The organism is Rubripirellula amarantea, assembly GCF_007859865.1.
Lineage (GTDB): Bacteria > Planctomycetota > Planctomycetia > Pirellulales > Pirellulaceae > Rubripirellula > Rubripirellula amarantea.
Genome location: NZ_SJPI01000001.1, coordinates 777,419 through 794,480, shown reverse-complemented (window position 1 = coordinate 794,480; position 17,062 = coordinate 777,419). Strand labels below are relative to the sequence as shown.

Genomic DNA, 17,062 nt, shown 5'->3' with positions numbered 1-17,062 from the left:
GCCGTGGGTACCGCTAATCAGTGAGCTATTTGGCGTCTCTGGAAAGGTAGGCGAACAAGTCTGCCAACTCTTGCTCGCTAAACGTATCCAGCAAACCCTCGGGCATCAGGGAAGTCGGAATCGGTTCAAAGATTTCCAAGTCGTCACGATCAAGAATACGGCTGAGTCCATCAGCCAATTTGAGGGTGACCGTCTCGGGTGACTGCTGAGCGATCATTCCGGTGATGACTTGGCCATCGAACGTGAGCGCGCGGTAGGACTGATAACCTTCGCGAATTTCTAAGCTTGGTTCAATGATCGCGGGTAACCAGAACATCGGGTTGGATCGTTGGTAGCCATCGAGAGCCGGTCCCACCAATTTCCCTTCGCCGAACAATTGATGGCAATTGGCACACTTGGCATCAAAATGAACTTTCCCCGCCGAAGCACTCGCGCTCGATCGCGTTGCAGATAGTGACTTGCGCATTCGCTCAAGCATCGCTTTCTTTTCCGGTCCTGACATTTCAGCTTCTTTACCAAATGCTTGATCAAGTGACTTGGATAAATCGCTCGAATCAAACGTTCGCATTCGCTGGACGGCATCAGGCGGGACGTCCGATGCCGCGACGTGCCATTGGTTGACCTGTTCGAGCAGTTTCGTTGCCCATCCCAACCGTGATGCCAAAGTCCGGCAAGCGGTCGCACGTAAATCATCTTCGTTAGAAATACTGGACTGAAAACTCTGCAGCAAGCGATCGGCAACCGATTCCTCATCGAAGTTTGCCAGCGAAGCGATTGCAACTCGTTGAAGTGCACGATTGGTAGTCGTCTTGGCCGTCGCCAAATCTAGCAGCGTTGCCACACAACCATCGACTCGGCGTTCGCTTAACGCACTGGCTAGCTCCATTCGCAGTCCCGCGTCGGCGTTGCGGTCCGCAAGTGCAGCGATCGCTTTCGAATGCGATGAAACGTCACCCTGTCGGATCGCCAGGACAAGGCCTGATTGACCCAACGAATCACGGTACGTTTTCATCGCATCCGCCAACACTTGCGGCAAGTCTGGCACGGCTCTGCCTTGGAACGCACGGTTAATGCCTTCAAGCAAGGGTTTGAGAGTGTCTTTATCGTCGGGTGCCATCGCGAGCAGGCGTGCGGCGTTGGCAAAGTGGTCCGACGATCCAGTCGAAGCATATCGTTGCATTAAACGCGACAAAATAGTCTGGCGCACCAAAGGATGCGACCACATGGAATCATCGGATAGCCAGCTTTCAATCGCATCCCAATCATCGGCCTGGTGTTCGACCGCCCACCAAAGCATCATTGGCAAGTGCAAGTCGTTCGAGTCATCATGGCCATGTAACATATTGGCTACGATTGCCATGCCCGTCTTGGGATCAACTCGCTTGGCCGTGCTGGCATACTGCACTCGTACTTGTGAATCTCGCTCGTGGCGTGCGGCTTGCGCCAACGCATTCGATACAGCGGACGGCAGTGGCTTGGTTGGATCGTCACCGCACAAACGTACGATCCAACGACGAATGTGTGGTGAATCATGATCGACCCACAAAGCAATATGCTGAGGCGTCAATTTATTAAGTGCGTGGAGAACCCAGAGTGCCTCGATCGAAGACTCATCGTCTACCATTTCGATCAATTTGGGAGTGATCGAATCATCGCCTCGCCAACTCAGTTCTAGCACCGCACGCTGACGCACCCATCTATTGGGATCATCGAAGCGTTGCAGCAATTGGTCACTCGATTGAGTGTGTAAATCACCGTGGACGTATCGCGGTGACGTACCTTGAGGTCGAACCCGATAAAGCCGACCGCTGTCTTTGTGCCAATTGTCGATGGGTGATAGGTGGCTCAGTCGTGTGTCGTACCAATCCGCCATGTAGATTGCACCATCAGGGCCAACGCCAGCGTAAACCGGACGGAACCAACGATCGGAACTTTCCATTAGGTTGGCTTGATCGACGGTTCGATACGTCGATCCAACGGGAACAAGTTTCGAACGCCATACGACGTTGTGCAGTGAGTTTGGCGCGATGATGCTACCTTGGAATTCATCATCAAAGAGGCCTCCTTCATAAATCGTGAATGCCTGAGCAAAGCGACGTGAATCGCCTTCGCACTTCATATGTTCGAAGTACCCATAGGCATGGGGATTAGTAAGAGGTCCATGCTTGCCCCAGTTCTTGATGAAATAGGCACCTTGCGGGTAATGAAGTCCTCGCGTGTTCCCCCAATTTGTTCCCGAAAAAATCCTTCCGACGGAATCAATTTCCACGCTGAAAGTATTGCCGCCGCCTTCAGCAAAGATTTCGAATCGTTTGCTTTCGGGGTGATATCGCCAAATGCATTGGCCTTCAAAGGATACTCCTTCGGGCGTGCCCTCACTTCGGACCGTTCCACCGGTTGTGCTGCCATTGGCTCCATAAAGCCAACCATCGATTCCCCAAGTCAAACTGTTGGCGACCGAGTGGGTGTCTTGCAGTCCAAATCCGGAAAGGTGGACTTCCGGATCACTGTCGGGAACATCGTCTCCATCAGCATCTGGATAAAATAGTAAGTAGGGTGGGTTGAGGACCCAAATCCCGCCGCGTCCGACTTGGACCGACGTGGCAATGTTGAGTCCCTCGATGACCACTTTGGATCGGTCAAACGTGCCATCGTGGTTGGTGTCTTCCAGTACGGTGATACGGTCGAGGCCTTGGGTTCCTTTCGGTGGTGGGGCCGGCGTTTTGTCAAATACTGCACGCAGGTATTGGTCATACTTCACGACCTTTAATCCAGCGGGATACTGGTATTGCCGGTACTCAACGACCCACATGCGTCCCCGCGAATCCCAAGTCAAGAATAGAGGTTGTTCCACGCCGGGTTCGTGAGCGACCAAATCAACTTCAATACCTTTGTCCAATGTGAACGTGGATAAAACGTTGTCCGGTGACGTCGGTTGCGAATCGTCTGGTTGGACGCCCTGCCCTTGGTACGCCTTCACCACTTCTTGAACTTGATCGCTTAGTACATCAGTAGCTTGCCCTTGTGCTGTCGAACAAATCGTTAGCGCGAGTGAGAGTGCGAAGCACAAGAAACGTATCATGGTGTCTTGGATTGAAAGTGGATTTCGTAAATGTTGCCAACAACGCTGGTCTCGCGACCCACCAGGTACACGTCATGCTGGCCGGTGATTGATTCTAGTTCAAACGTTTGTGCGCCGTGCTGCGACCACCCGCCCGTTGAGGCGACGGTGACAGTTCCTAGTAGCGGACCATCGACGGAATCAACTCGAATTTCGACCTTTCCGCCTGCGTGGGACTCGGGAACGCCAAACGTTATCGTCGCTTGGTTGGTTTGTTGACCAAAATCAAAGTTTCTGTAGCACACCCAATCTGCTACTCCATCGCTTTCACCAAGATCGCCGAAGCCTCCGTCAAAAACCGTAATGCCATCGCCTTCGTCGAATTGGTCGGCACTGAGTGGGCTTCCCGCTGATCCGCCCAATTCAGTTTGTTGGTTGAGCGTTGAACCGTCGGTGTCGAATCCCGTTCTTTGTTTCCATTGGTTGAATGTCATCGTTTGCCAACTGAGGCTGTCGCTGGACAAATCCATCGCCATGAAAGATGTGCTGGGTTTGCTCGCGAAATAGCGGTTCTTCACAAATTGAGTGGACCGCAAACCTGCGAGCGAAAGTTCGAGGTCACCTTGGTCGTCGGACCAAATTTGCCGAACGAGCATGGCGTTATCTTGGGATGCCATGAAGTTGTCGGTCACCAACAATCGCTCGTTGTGCTTAGGGTTGTCGTCTCCTCGATCTCTACTTTCAAGTCCCAGTTGTGTGAACTCATTGTTGGCAATCTTGCAGTCACGAATCGTGACGTCATGACTGTTGCCGATCTGAACACCAATGTAGCTTCCGCTGATTTCAGTGTTCTCGATCAATATCGGACCTCGGCAGGTTTCAACGTAAATTCCACATTGATCGGAGTTGCCATGCTGGTCGGTGCCAACATTCTTTTTGACCCGGCAACCATCGATTTGAACATCGCTGCAGCGTATGTCCAGCCACATTCCACCGGTCAAGTTGTCCGTTACATCATTGTTCTGAAAACGAAGTCGATGGGATCGCACAAACTTGGCACCGGCGATTGCCCACCCGTTACTGCCGGCCCAGTGACCGCGGATGTTGTTCCGTTCGAACTTACTCGAAACAACAATCCCATTGTTGCAACTGCCGTGAAAGCCTGACGTTCCGTTGTCAGACGCGACGCAGTTTCGCACCGTGACCTTCGTGACGCCTTTGAACTGCGGCGGGTTGCCAGTGTCATCGCCATCGAAGTTAAGCCCGCCACTGCCGTTACGTTCGAATGCACAATCTTCAATGACGACGTTCTTACAACCCCGGCCTAAATGCAAGTTGGCTCCGTTGGGAAAGGCAGCAGAACCCGTGAACGTGAGCCCTTCGATCTTAAAGTTCTCCATATTCCAGAACGTCCACATCCAACCTTCATAGGGGACTTTGCTGGGACGCGTGGCGACCTCAATCAGGTCACGATTAGGGTTCAAGCCTACGGGTGGTCGAACATATACTAGCGACGATTGGTCATCGACAAAGAATGTTCCTGGTTCAAGCTTTTCTCTTTCGAGCACTTGTCGCAGCACTTGATTTTCGTTCATGACAATCCATTCACGACGCGTAATCAAAGACTCGTCAAACTCCGCCTCGGGTCCATGCACGCGTCCCCGCTTTTCGAATCCCCACCTTAGAGTCCAAGGTTTTGAAAACGAACCGTCACTTTCTTTCTTCCATGCTCGGTCTGTGCCCGTCCAATCGTCCATGCCGGTGATGATGGCACGACGCGGTTCAGATGCAACGATGTGCAGGTAGCCGCTTGGGCCAGGACGCTTAGCATCGAAGAAGTTCTCTTCGCGGTATTTACCCGGCAAGAGGCTGATGCGAATTTTGGAACTGCGAGTGTAAGATCGTTCGGCAAGCTCCAGAGCGCGTTGAAGGGTCTTCAATGGACGTGAGGCAACACCGCTTCCGCGAGTATCGCTGCCACGAACAGGGTCAACGATGTAAGTCACATCCGGCGGCGCCGCGAAAATCGACTCGTCGGCGCCGGTTGCCTCGCTCGGCAATCGTGGTTCTTGTCCGCTAACGTGCAATGGCAGCACGCTAGATATTAGAGTTACCCTAAGGAAAATTAGGGCAATGAAAAGAAACGCGAAACGCATGGCCGTGGCTCCGACGGTAGTGATACGTGTGGAGTGGAAACCACTAGCATAACTAGTCGCCCTGGTTGCGTTTGAAGTGCGGCTTCAGGTTGAACTGACGTTCGCGAAGGCTCGCGTCAAGTTCGCCGCGATGGCTCGTGTTAAGTTCCCCGCTGATAGATCGCCGTCAGCAAGCTCTCGGTATCCTTGAACTTCTTTCCACTTGCAATGGTGTCGTCGATCAGTCGACGCGCATCGGCTTCGCTGTGCCCAAGCGCGATCAACGCATCGAATGTTTCGCCCACCACCAATGCGCCGCCTTCGAGCACCTCGGATACGGAGTCCTTATCGACCATCAATGCAAATCGTGGCATCTTGCGGCGAAGTTTTGCGATCACTCGTTCACTGGTGGCGGGGCCGATACCCGGAAGTGCCGAAAGTGTCTTTGTGTCTTGCTGTTCGATCGCGGTGGCAAGCTCTTTGACGGGGCGAACCATCGCGCGAAGCGCCTTCTTCACCCCCACTCCGTCGACGCTGCAAAACAAGTCAAAGAACTGTCGTTCTGGTTCTGTTTGAAATCCGATCAGGCGAGGAACCATGCGGCCGCCCTGCGGGCCACCTTCGATGTACTGCAGGGTGTGCAGTCGTATGTTCTCACCCACCTTGCTTTGCAATTGTCGACGCGTGTAATCAGCGACAAGAACTTCGTATTCGAAAGGAGCTGATTCAATCGCGACGGAAGTTTCGCCCACTCGCGAGAGTTTGCCTGAGATGGTGATGATCATAGAGTTTTAGTATTCGAGAGACTGCCGAAAAACGTCGAAGCATTTCCGGCATGACTTATAAGAATTGGAAGAAGTGCACTTACGATTTGCGAGCAAGTTTTTCGAGCTCACTGCCACGCCCTAGCGTGTGCCCGCAAATGGCAATGGCCAGTGCATCGGCCACATCCGACGGTTCAGGGACGGTGGCGAGACCAAGTTGCATTTTGACAGCGAGTTGCATTTGTCGTTTGTCAGCCCGTCCATTGCCAGTCATGACTTTCTTGATTCGCGTCGGTTCATGGTGCACAACGTCGAGAGCGTACTGAGCGGCAGCTAGACAGATCACACCTCGAGCATGTCCCATCAAGATTGCCGTTCGCGGCCGTTCGTAATGCGAGAACAATTGTTCAAGCGATAAGAGGTCGGGGTGATGATCTTCGATGACTTCTTTGACGCCCGAATAAATCTCGTTGACCCTAGCCTGGATCGTTCGTTTAGCACCGCTGCGGATAATACCCGCCTCGATCAACGTAAATTTCGAACCGACTGCCTCGATGACCCCGTATCCCGTCGTATTCAGACCGGGGTCAATTCCAAGGACGCGAGTCATGACGGGAATCCGTGAGAAGGGAAAAGAAAACGTGCTAGGATCGTTCCCAACTCGTGCCTTCTTTTTTATCAAGCAACGAAATGCCAAGACTCGATAGGCGGTCGCGAATAGCATCGCCCATGGCATAGTCTTTGTTCTCACGAGCTTCTTTGCGCAAATTGATAAGCAAGTGGACCACTTGATCAAGAAGTTCGGCGTCCTCTTCGTTTCCTCCGCTCGACGCGACTGGTTTTTGGAACAACCCTAGCGTACCTGCGAGCTCACGAATCACTTTGACTGCCGCGATGAGCGATTGCACATGTTCATTCTCGGCCGGAGCGCCCGGGGAAAGCGATTGAGCATCTGCAAAGCGATTGAAGATCTTGATCGATTCAAACAAATGACTGATCGCCGAACCGGTGTTGAAGTCATCGTCCATCGCAGCGAGGAACTTCTCGCGTATCGCGTGAATGGACTCAAGGAGTTCATTGCCGGCGGGATCAAAGGCCCCGTCTTCGCGTTTGGTCGCCGCGTCAAGCGTGTAAAAAGTCACACCGGTGTTGGCAACGATTTCATCGAAGCGATCAAAGAAACGGTAGAACGCTTCCAACGACGTGCCGGCTTCTGCCAAGCCGTCTTCGCCATAAACGATCGTGCTGCGATAGTGCGTACGCAACAGGAAGAATCGAATCCGTTCGCCAGAGTGCTTGCGGATCAAGTCAGCTAAACCGCCTGCGCCCTTACTTCGGCTGATCTTGCCTGATGCTGCCTCTTCGGCGGATTCTTGACGGTCGCTCTTGCCACCGACTTTGCCTTTTTCTCCGGCACGCATAAGGCCGTTGTGCATCCAATACTTCACCATCGGAGCATTGTGGCAGCACGAGGATTGAGCACGCTCGTTCTCGTGGTGAGGGAACATTAAGTCGAGTCCTCCACCGTGAATGTCAAAGGTGTCACCGAGAATCTCGTGGCTCATCGCCGAACATTCAATGTGCCAACCCGGTCGGCCTTTGCCCCAAGGGCTGTCCCAGGAAATGTCGCTGTCTTTAGCATTCTTCCAGAGCGCAAAATCGCCAGGGGAACGTTTCTTCGAAGCCGCGCCGCCGCCTTCGCCTTGTTGATCCTCGGGGCTTCGGTTGGAAAGTTGTCCGTAGCCAGGGTCCTTCGAAACGTCGAAGAAGACGTCGCCATCAACAGCGTACGCGTGCCCTTTTTCGACCAGTGTTTGGATGAATGCGATGATCTGCGGCATGTGATCGGTGGCACGCGGCAGATAGTCGATCTGGTTGACGCCCAATTCTTTGAGGTTCGCCAAGTAGTCGGCGGTCATCTCGGTGGCGATTTGCGACATCGGAATGCCACGCTCTTTTGACTTGTTGATCAACTTATCGTCAACATCGGTGATGTTAACGACCCAAGTCACGTCATAGCCGCTATAGCGAAGGTAGCGTTTGACCGTATCAAAGATGACCGGGCCCACCATGTGCCCAATGTGCGATTCGGCATAAACCGTTGGCCCGCACAAATAGATACCGACCTTGGGCGGGTGCAGGGGAGCAAACGGTTCTTTGGTTTTGCTAAGCGTGTTGTAAACGCGAATTTCAGGTTTCTTGGTCATCACGGGTGTGACTTCAGCGGCAGCGGGTGCGGTGCTCATCGAAATACCGATCGGGATCCATCGAAAAAGGGGATTTCAGTCCATTTGGGCGAACCGATGAGTATAGGGAGAATGGGCGGTTGGATAGAAGGGCGTTTCGGCGAGTTCCATGCCGGCCCACCGCGGGTGAACCTAGTCGTGCGTGCCCGCGATTTACTAATCGCCCGAACGCTTGGGCTTTTTCCAAGCCAATTCGCCGGAGGGCACGGTCTGCGGCAACGTCAACATTCCGCGCCTTATCACGGGGCAGATACCTACTTGCCCACCAACACGACCACTCGAGCCGCGATCGCCGCACCACCACCAACTTCGCCGACACCTTCCCCGGTCTTGGCTTTGATGCTGATGTCATCGACCGAGATTTGCAGAACTTCGGCGATCTGGGACCGCATGTTATCGATATGAGGAGCCATTTTGGGACGTTCGAGCAGGACCACACAATCAAGGTTGACGATGGAATAGCCTTTGCCGTGCAAACGGCGAATCGCTTCGGCTAGAAAATCAAAGCTATCGCGACCCTTGTTGGCCGGATCGTCATCCGGGAAAAGTCTGCCAATGTCAGCTTCGCAGACCGAGCCTAAAATTGCGTCAGTGATCGCGTGCAGCAGGACATCGGCGTCACTATGGCCGATCGCGTGAACCTCGCCGGGCACGTCGATGCCACCGACTCGCAGCGGTCCACCGTTACCTAGGCGATGCGAGTCATAGCCGAGGCCTATTCTGATTGCGTGTGTCATACTGGCCGGTTCCTCAAAGTGGGGTTTGAGCCTACTTTACCGGAGCCCACTTCATTGCAGCTAGGGGCTTTTGCCACTCCACCGTTTCGTTTACCGCTTGTCCCATGTCGATTATCGAAGTCCGCAATCTGACAAAGTCGTATCGCGTTTACAAGAAACGCGAAGGGCTTGGTGAGTCCATTCGCGGGCTCTTCAAACGCGAATACAAGGAAGTCGAAGCAGTCAAAGGCATCGACCTTGATGTCGAACAGGGTGAATTCGTCGCTTTCCTGGGACCCAACGGAGCCGGCAAAACGACCACCCTGAAACTTCTTTCGGGGGTAATCAACCCGACTTCGGGCGACGCAACCGTGATGGGGTACGTCCCTTGGCAGCGAAAAAATGAATATCGCCGCCGGTTCGCTCTCGTCATGGGCCAGAAAAATCAATTGTGGTGGGACTTGCCCGCCAAAGAGTCGTACCGGCTACATCAACAGATCTACGGCGTGCCAACTGAGCAGTTTGATTCGACGCTCGATGAGCTGACTGACCTGCTCGATGTTTCGCGGCTCCTCGACCAACCGGTTCGCGAGTTGTCGCTCGGTGAACGGATGAAAATGGAATTGATCGCGGCAATGCTGCATTCGCCCGAAGTGTTGTTCCTCGACGAGCCTACGATCGGGCTGGATGTGATTGCTCAACACAACATTCAAGAGTTCCTGAAGTATTACCAACAGAAACGTAAGATTACCATCCTGCTGACCAGTCACTACATGAAAGACATCGCGGCACTTTGCAAACGCGTCGTCATCATCGCTGGTGGTCGAATCGAGTACGACGGATCACTGGTTGGCATCATCGACAAATTTTCCAGTCACAAAATTGTCACGCTGCAGTTCGCCGAGGGACATCAACCAAGCCTATCCCATCATGGCGAGGTCTTGGAAGAAACCTGGCCGAAGGCGAAACTAAGAATCGCGCGTGCCGAAGTTCCGCGAATGCTTTCCAGTGTGCTTGAAGAACACCCGATCGAAGATGTTTCGGTCGAGGACTTGCCGTTGGAAGACGTGATTGCCGAACTCTTCCGAGAAACCGCTAAAGAATCCACTACCTAATTTCTATGCCGCTCATCACTCTCGACGAAGTATCCATCGGTTTCCGTGGTCCTGCACTGCTTAACCAAGTTTCCGCACGAATCGAAGCGGGAGACAAAATAGGTTTGCTCGGACGCAACGGGGCGGGCAAGACGACGCTGCTGCGGATGCTCGACGGACAGGTCGTTCCCGATCATGGTTCCATTCAACTGGCCTCGGGTGCATCCATTGCACGATTGACCCAGGACGTGCCGAGCGACTTGCATGGCACGGTTCGCGAAGTCGTACTCGCCGGACAGACGGTCGATCCGCATCTTGAAAACGCGTGGGAGATCGAGCATTCCGTGGACTCGACATTGTCGCGAATGGAATTAGATCCGGACACCGATGTTCAAACGCTTTCCAGTGGAATGAAGCGACGAGTGTTGTTGGCGCAAGCGATCGCTCCAAATCCCGATGTCCTGCTGCTCGACGAACCAACCAACCACTTGGACATCCCATCTATCCTTTGGTTGGAAAGTTTCCTCAGTCGATGGCGCAACACGCTTATCTTTATCACTCACGACCGCTCGTTCTTGCAAACGCTGGCAACGCGGATTTGGGAGATTGATCGCGGAAGGCTGTTCGATTGGACCTGCGACTACGACACCTTTCTTCAGCGAAAAGAAGCCGCGATTGCAGCGGAAGAAAAGCAAAACGCTTTGTTCGACAAAAAGTTGGCTGAGGAAGAGGTCTGGATTCGTCAGGGCATCAAAGCTCGACGGACTCGCAACGAAGGTCGCGTCCGTGCACTCGAAAGAATGCGAAGCGAACGCGGCGAACGTAGGACGGGCGAAGGCAAGGCGAAACTTAACCTTCAGGAAGCGGCTCGCAGTGGAGCCCTGGTAGCCGAAGTCAAAGACATCTCGTTTAGCTACGACGGCAAGCCGATCTTGAGTGATTTTTCGACCACGTTGATGCGCGGTGACAAGATCGGCATCATGGGTCGCAATGGTGCCGGCAAAACAACACTCTTGAAGTTGTTGCTCGGTCAACTTGAACCCGATACGGGCACCGTGCGACTAGGGACGAATCTTCAGGTTGCCTACTTCGACCAACTTCGTGACACCCTCGATCCTGAACAAACTGTTCACGAGAACGTAGGCGAAGGCAGTGATCGCATACAGATCGGTGATGGTGTCAAACACATCATGGGTTACTTGCAGGACTTCCTGTTCACGCCCGAGCGGGCTCGCACGCAGGTGAAGTATTTGTCGGGTGGTGAACGCAACCGAGCTCTGCTTGCCAAGTTAATGACCAAGCCGGCCAACGTGATCGTACTCGACGAACCGACCAACGACTTGGATGCCGAGACGCTCGAATTGCTCGAAGAACAACTTATTGATTTTCCAGGTACGTTGTTGATGGTGTCGCACGACCGAACGTTCCTGAACAACGTGGTGACCAGCACGATTGTGTTCGAAGACGACAACGTTCGCGAATACGTCGGCGGCTACGACAATTGGAAATCAACCGTTGACCGTCGCGAATCCGAGCAAAAAGCCGTCGCCAAAGAGAAGCCCAAGCCAAACGTTCCCGCAAAAACGGCAAGCAAGCCAGTCGCCAAGAAGTTGTCGTTTAACGAGCAGCAGGAACTGAAAAAGTTGCCTGCGAAAATCGAAAAACTCGAAGCCGATATTGCCGCCATGCACGACGACATGGCCGACCCCACTTACTTCAAGAAACCGCCTGCCCAAATCACCGCAGACGCCAAACGTCTGAACCAGCTTGAAGATGATTTGGCAACGTCGTTCGAGCGTTGGGAAACGCTCGAATCCTAAGACATCGAGAAGTCGTCCTTTCGCAGTGTGTTTCTTCGCAGTGTGTGTTCTTGTGGTGGGATGCTTGCTGGTTAGCGTTTTACGAATGTCTCACGCTAGAACGCTAGGTTGGCTCGGACACCCAAGAGGTAGGCGTCATCGATGTTTTGACGAGCTTGCGAGAGCCATTGGAAATCCGGTGTAACCGTTAGCGTCTTGGTCGCCTGGATGTTGTAAAACGCTTCGACGCCTTGGCTATCGCCAATTGGTCCAAGGACGGTTGCCAGGAACGGTGCAATTTCCTCACTGGAATCGTAGAAGAAATACCCCAAGCCGAACGAATCAGATTCTCGGCCACGGATCATGCTGCTGCCGCCGATGCCGGCGCTTAAGAAACTGCTGATGGGATTGGTGTCGTCGTCAGCGATTCCTGCTCGAGCGAAATAGCCCCATCCACGACCCGGCGTGCATCGATCCGTTACTAAGTACTGATCCATGTTCCAATAAAGCGACCAAGAGTCACTCGACCGGCTTACGGGTACCTGTGGCAATACGATGCGAGGATCCTGATCAAGACTAACGTAATCGCGTGTGCTGTAAGTCGCTCCAACTAGTTGATGACCAAGACGTCCCATCAATGAAGTCGGTACTCGGATTTCCGCTGACATGGCGACTCCATCGGCGAATAGTTCGTCAAAGCCGCTGCTGGTGGTGGTGTCCGTTGGATTGATTACGAGAAACGAAAACAACGGTTCACCTTCCAAAAGGTATGCAAACCCGGCGCCGAGTGAAGCGTAGGGAATGGTTCGCAACGCGATTGGATTTGCGACGAAGGCAACGTTGGAAAATTGTGTGATGCCGCGGCCATGCGCAAACGCATTCGCATCGCCGTCGAGTGTGTCCATTTTGCCAGCGAAGACGATGAAGTTTTCCGACAATGCTTGAGTAATGACGAAATTGGTCAGGTACAGATCGCGGCTATCTGAAACCGGCAAGTCGGCTGCGAGCGTCGCTGGTAACAGAGCGCCCGTGGGTTCAACGATCGAGCGACCAAAACGATGCTCGGCTCTAAGTTTGATGAACAAGCCTTCCTGAACACCAAGTTTGCCCAAATCGAAATTGGCCACGTAATCGCCATGACCACCGTAGCGGTCGGTTTGCTCCAGGCCACCATCGACCGTTCCAAAATAGAACTGCGTTAGGTTGTTGCTGAACGTAATTCCGCTGTCTGCCCAACGTTCGCGGCACGACAACTCTTGGCAACAAACGTCGCAGTCCAATGCAGGTGATTCGTCGCAGCAAAAACCACTGTCACAGTTCGGCATTTGGCCGTGTGCCGACGCTGCGGTAACCACAGCTAGCAGCACAAACATCAACCCTGGAACGGATTTGGCAGCGTTTAGACTTATCATGTCGATCCTTCGACTCGATGTCGCAGAAGCCGTGCAGGTCAGCTTCGGGTGTGGAAGATGGTGTCAATTTGATGTTCGTGTGTTGAACCTACCCCTCCCGAGGCAAGTCTTGGATCAAGCGAACTTTTCATCTTCCGACTGACGGATTCTCCTTTTGGATGAACTCTGACGAATCACCAAAAGCACCGCCTCGGTATTGGACTCGAGTTTCACATACGTGACGCAGGTTCTTCAATGAACAAATGATAAGCCTACGCCCGCTTACCATCGCAGTTCTCAAAGGAGCGAGAGGCAGCGATGTCGCTGATGTTTATGAGCGATGCAACCGGGAAGCGACTCGAGATTCATGGTGAGCAAATCTGAAGATAATGCGCGATCGGATCGAGCTTTCATTTGGGCATTGCCGATCAAGGTAAATGATAGGGTCGTGTTGACTTCGCGGAGCCATCTTTTCCAGTTTCACGATGCATCAACGGCACCACAAGAGAAATGGCAAAGTTACAATTTCTGTTCTGTTTAGCTTTCGCAGTCTCGATATGCGATCTTTCTCGCAGTGAGGCATCGGAACAGTTTCCTTTGCCGGGTTTGTCTAGTGTCGTGATTGAAGATCCCGATGCTACGGTCATCGACTCTGTTCTTTTGGAGTCAGATCTGTCGTCACCAAATGCAGGGCAAGCTGACCCATTTGCAAGTGTTGGCGCGTCGGTTGCACCGGAGAGCCCGCTCGATGACTTCCAAGAAATGCCGGTGGGGATCGGAGTCGGTTACGACCGCGGATTCATCATCGCCAGCGAAGAAGATCTTAGACTTGGAACGGAGGACTTCCCCTACCGGCTAAAGATCAACGGGTGGGGACAACTTCGTCATACTGTTTTCGATTCGAGTAACGGAAACCGTGACCTCAACCAGTTGCAGCTCAAACGTGCTCGCGTCGTCCTGTCCGGCAACGCAATTAGCACCGACCTCTTGTACTTTGTTCAGTTGGATGGACGAAGTAACGCAGCGGACGGTCTCCGGCTTCTCGACTACTACTTCGCCTACGATTTGTCACACGGGCTTTGGGGCGGCACTAAAGACGCACTTGGGATCAAGGCTGGTCTGTACAAAATTCCGTCATCGCTTGCTCGTCAATTAAGCGGGAAAGAATTGGAGTTTTCGGATCGCTCGATGAGCAGCATCTACTTCGACGTCAATCGCAGCATTGCGGTGGGGTTGTATGGCAAACTCGAGCTTCTTCCCAAGCCGCTTTTTTGGGAACTGGCACTGTTCAACGGACTTGTCACGGGTGGATCTGACACAGGAAGTAGCCGAGCGTTGGACAACAATAATGCGTTCTCGGGACGAGTGTACTGCTATCCGACCGGAGATTGGGGGCCGGGAGAACTCGCAGACTTTACTAATCACCAAACGTTGGTAACTCGCGTGGGTGCTGGCTTCGCGGTAACAACCATCGACAGGTCCGGGTTCGCAGAGTTCTCGTCGCTAAGAACGGTCGACACCGGGCAGCCGATTTCAGCCGTGCTGCCGGTTGATGTTGATTCGTTTGATGTCGCTCAATACTCGGTCGATGCATCGTTGAAGTATCGCGGCGTATCGTTGACCAGCGAATACTACTTTCGCAACCTCAGCGGTTTTCAAGATGCCACGATTGCGAACCTTTTCGATCACGGTTTTTGGTTGCAAGCCGGCGTTTTCCTGGTCCCCGAAAAGTTTGAGGTGCTAACACGTTGGTCTCGAGTGGTGGGCAATTCTGGCACCCTTGGGCAATCAGATCGAAGTTCCGACGAAATCGCCGCCGGTGCCGTTTGGTACTTCCACGGGCAAAATGCCAAGTTGACGACGGACGCAACCCACCTCAACGGAGCCGCGATCAATTCGTCGGTGTTAGACATCAATAGCGGTGATGCAGGATGGCTGTTTCGAACACAGTTGCAGTTTAGCTTCTAAGTGCACCTGAGATCGCAAGCCTCTTCGTGGCCAGCAATCATAGCGTTCGTTGCAGGTAGATTCACGCCGATCAATAGTCGACGAATTTTCAGGTGAGGAAGGCCTTCTGAGTTGCCCCCGCCCTGCTCTGCCCCGGTTGCGGGAGCAGGGACGAGCACTAAATTCACATGGACTCTGATTTTTAACCGCAAAAGATCTTTTTGTACGATTCCATGAAAGAACGACTTATCCAATACAAACGCTCGTTTTCTTTCGTCGGTTTGATGCTCGCGACTTTGTTCTTCGCCGCCTCTGTGACACCGTCTTTATTACCGCGTACCTATTTGGTTCAAGGGATTTTGTCAGGGTTTGCGTTGGCGATTGGATACTCGATTGGCGTTGTGTTGGTTTGGATGTATCAGTTCTTTGAGCTTCGCAAACCTACCGGGCGAACCCAAGTGATCGCCAAGCGAATCACCACAGCGGTCGTGGTGGTTTTGTTCATCGGCTTCATATGGCGAATGACCTTTTGGCAGAACTCGATTCGTCAGTTAATGGGGATCGAGGATTTGGAGACCACTTATCCCTATCGCACTGCCGCCATCGCGATTGTGTTTGGCGCCATCTTGGTTGCATTCGCTCGTTTGTTTGTCGCCGCTAGCGCGTTTGTTGCGAGAAAGCTGAATCGCGTATTTCCCGAGAAGGTGGCGAAGTTGGTAGCTTTCATTAGCGTCGGGTTATTGGTGATGTTTTTGACCAATGATGTTGTTGCGAAGAGCCTGCTTTCCGCAGCGGATTCGTTCTTTGCGAATCTGGACGAACTGAGCGATGATGACGTCCAGCGACCTGACGACAATTCGCTGACTGGCGGCGAGGACTCACTTGTCGATTGGGATTCGATCGGACGCCAAGGGAAGATCTTTCTAGCACTGGGCCCGACTCAAACCGAGATTACCGAGTTTACGGGCGTTGAGGCTCAGCGCCCGATCCGAGTGTATGTTGGCGTGCGGTCGCGTCCGACGATGCGAGACCGAGCGAAACTGGCCCTCGAAGAACTCAAGCGAGTAGGCGGTTTTGATAAGTCCGTGTTGATCGTCGCAACGCCAACGGGAACCGGGTGGCTCGATCCATCCGCGGTCGACACCGTTGAGTATTTGCATGGTGGCGATACGGCGATCGTTAGCACCCAGTATTCTTACCTTCCTAGCTGGATCACGATTTTGGTGGACCCCCAACGGTCAATCGACTCGGCGAAAGCTCTTTTCGATGAGGTGTATGGATACTGGAAAACTCTGCCTAAGGATTCGAGGCCGCGACTTTATCTGCAGGGACTGAGTTTAGGGTCGTTGGGTTCTGAGGAGTCGGCGGACCTGTTCACCATTTTTGAAGATCCCATCGATGGAGCTCTGTGGAGTGGACCCCCGTTTCCGAGCAAGGAGTGGAACGCGAGCGTTCGCAATCGCAATGAAGGAAGCCCTGCGTGGTTGCCAACGTTTCGCGATGGGCGACTGCTTCGATTCACGGCTCAAGAAAATTCACTGCAGCCCGAGAAGCAGTGGGGGAAGATGCGAAACGTCTACATTCAATATTCGAGCGATCCCATGGTTTGGTTTTCTCCCAGCTTGGCCTGGAGCCGCCCCGAATGGTTGACAAGCCCTCCGGGGCCGGATGTGTCCCCGCATCTGCGTTGGTATCCCATCATCACTTTCCTGCAAATTGGTTTTGACCTACCGATGGCAACTACTGTCCCGATCGGACACGGTCACAACTATTCGCCATCTAGCTACATCGACGGATGGGTGGCGGTAACCGAACCCGAACATGCATCGCCAGTACAGGTTGCATCGCTCAAGGAAATCTTTCGACTCAAAGCGGCGCCGAAACCCTAGTCCATCGTGCGACTCGTACT

At 53.2% G+C, this 17,062-nt stretch carries 11 protein-coding genes; 4 read left to right on the top strand and 7 right to left on the bottom strand.

The annotated features are described in order from the left end of the window. Window positions 1-25 precede the first annotated feature (25 nt). From Pla22_RS02925 to ispF, 6 genes are all read right to left on the bottom strand, one after another. On the bottom strand, window positions 26-3,082 hold the full coding sequence (locus Pla22_RS02925; protein ID WP_146513273.1) for a PVC-type heme-binding CxxCH protein: 3,057 nt from the start codon (window positions 3,080-3,082) through the stop codon (window positions 26-28). After that, entirely contained in the window at window positions 3,079-5,157 is a 2,079-nt protein-coding gene (locus Pla22_RS25900) for a right-handed parallel beta-helix repeat-containing protein (RefSeq protein ID WP_315854131.1), read from the bottom strand. Before Pla22_RS25900 ends, Pla22_RS02925 begins: the two co-directional genes overlap by 4 nt. Window positions 5,158-5,357: 200 nt before the next feature. Beyond that, complete coding sequence (ruvA, locus tag Pla22_RS02915) at window positions 5,358-5,981, bottom strand: Holliday junction branch migration protein RuvA (RefSeq protein WP_146513271.1); 624 nt, start codon at window positions 5,979-5,981, stop codon at window positions 5,358-5,360. A gap of 79 nt (window positions 5,982-6,060) precedes the next feature. Continuing rightward, complete coding sequence (gene ruvC, locus Pla22_RS02910; protein WP_146513270.1) at window positions 6,061-6,570, bottom strand: crossover junction endodeoxyribonuclease RuvC; 510 nt, start codon at window positions 6,568-6,570, stop codon at window positions 6,061-6,063. Window positions 6,571-6,604: 34 nt separating this feature from the next. Next, window positions 6,605-8,206: a cysteine--tRNA ligase gene (gene cysS, locus Pla22_RS02905; RefSeq protein ID WP_146513269.1), complete on the bottom strand. Its 1,602-nt coding sequence runs from the start codon at window positions 8,204-8,206 to the stop codon at window positions 6,605-6,607. A 254-nt stretch (window positions 8,207-8,460) separates the two neighbouring features. Beyond that, the gene (gene ispF, locus Pla22_RS02900; protein ID WP_146513268.1) at window positions 8,461-8,943 is read right to left on the bottom strand and encodes a 2-C-methyl-D-erythritol 2,4-cyclodiphosphate synthase; all 483 of its coding nucleotides are present in this window, start codon (window positions 8,941-8,943) and stop codon (window positions 8,461-8,463) included. Between the two features lie 104 nt (window positions 8,944-9,047). On the opposite strand from ispF, the gene Pla22_RS02895 reads away from it, so the two are divergent. Together Pla22_RS02895 and Pla22_RS02890 are read left to right on the top strand one after the other, a co-directional pair. After that, window positions 9,048-10,037, top strand: coding sequence for an ABC transporter ATP-binding protein (locus Pla22_RS02895; protein WP_146513267.1), 990 nt, complete (start codon window positions 9,048-9,050; stop codon window positions 10,035-10,037). A gap of 5 nt (window positions 10,038-10,042) precedes the next feature. Then, complete coding sequence (locus Pla22_RS02890) at window positions 10,043-11,836, top strand: ATP-binding cassette domain-containing protein (protein ID WP_146513266.1); 1,794 nt, start codon at window positions 10,043-10,045, stop codon at window positions 11,834-11,836. A gap of 95 nt (window positions 11,837-11,931) precedes the next feature. On the opposite strand, the gene Pla22_RS02885 is transcribed toward Pla22_RS02890, so the two are convergent. Beyond that, window positions 11,932-13,227, bottom strand: a complete 1,296-nt coding sequence (locus Pla22_RS02885; protein ID WP_146513265.1) for a carbohydrate porin — start codon at window positions 13,225-13,227, stop codon at window positions 11,932-11,934. A gap of 489 nt (window positions 13,228-13,716) precedes the next feature. Between Pla22_RS02885 and Pla22_RS02880 the strand changes: the two genes are divergently transcribed. Both Pla22_RS02880 and Pla22_RS02875 read left to right on the top strand, forming a co-directional pair. After that, window positions 13,717-15,174 carry a hypothetical protein gene (locus Pla22_RS02880; RefSeq protein WP_146513264.1) on the top strand — a complete coding sequence of 486 codons (1,458 nt, stop codon included), beginning with the start codon at window positions 13,717-13,719 and terminating at the stop codon, window positions 15,172-15,174. A 212-nt stretch (window positions 15,175-15,386) separates the two neighbouring features. Next, the gene (locus tag Pla22_RS02875; protein WP_146513263.1) at window positions 15,387-17,042 is read left to right on the top strand and encodes an alpha/beta hydrolase; all 1,656 of its coding nucleotides are present in this window, start codon (window positions 15,387-15,389) and stop codon (window positions 17,040-17,042) included. Window positions 17,043-17,062 lie beyond the last annotated feature (20 nt).

Bases quoted from the DNA above. Each gene is read 5' to 3' on its own strand.
- ruvA (WP_146513271.1), bottom strand. From the start codon at position 5,981: ATGATCATCACCATCTCAGGCAAACTCTCGCGAGTGGGCGAAACTTCC.
- Pla22_RS02880 (WP_146513264.1), top strand. From the start codon at position 13,717: ATGGCAAAGTTACAATTTCTGTTCTGTTTAGCTTTCGCAGTCTCGATA.
- Pla22_RS02890 (WP_146513266.1), top strand. From the start codon at position 10,043: ATGCCGCTCATCACTCTCGACGAAGTATCCATCGGTTTCCGTGGTCCT.
- Pla22_RS02895 (WP_146513267.1), top strand. From the start codon at position 9,048: ATGTCGATTATCGAAGTCCGCAATCTGACAAAGTCGTATCGCGTTTAC.
- Pla22_RS02885 (WP_146513265.1), bottom strand. From the start codon at position 13,227: ATGATAAGTCTAAACGCTGCCAAATCCGTTCCAGGGTTGATGTTTGTG.
- cysS (WP_146513269.1), bottom strand. From the start codon at position 8,206: ATGAGCACCGCACCCGCTGCCGCTGAAGTCACACCCGTGATGACCAAG.
- Pla22_RS02875 (WP_146513263.1), top strand. From the start codon at position 15,387: ATGAAAGAACGACTTATCCAATACAAACGCTCGTTTTCTTTCGTCGGT.
- ispF (WP_146513268.1), bottom strand. From the start codon at position 8,943: ATGACACACGCAATCAGAATAGGCCTCGGCTATGACTCGCATCGCCTA.
- ruvC (WP_146513270.1), bottom strand. From the start codon at position 6,570: ATGACTCGCGTCCTTGGAATTGACCCCGGTCTGAATACGACGGGATAC.
- Pla22_RS02925 (WP_146513273.1), bottom strand. From the start codon at position 3,082: ATGATACGTTTCTTGTGCTTCGCACTCTCACTCGCGCTAACGATTTGT.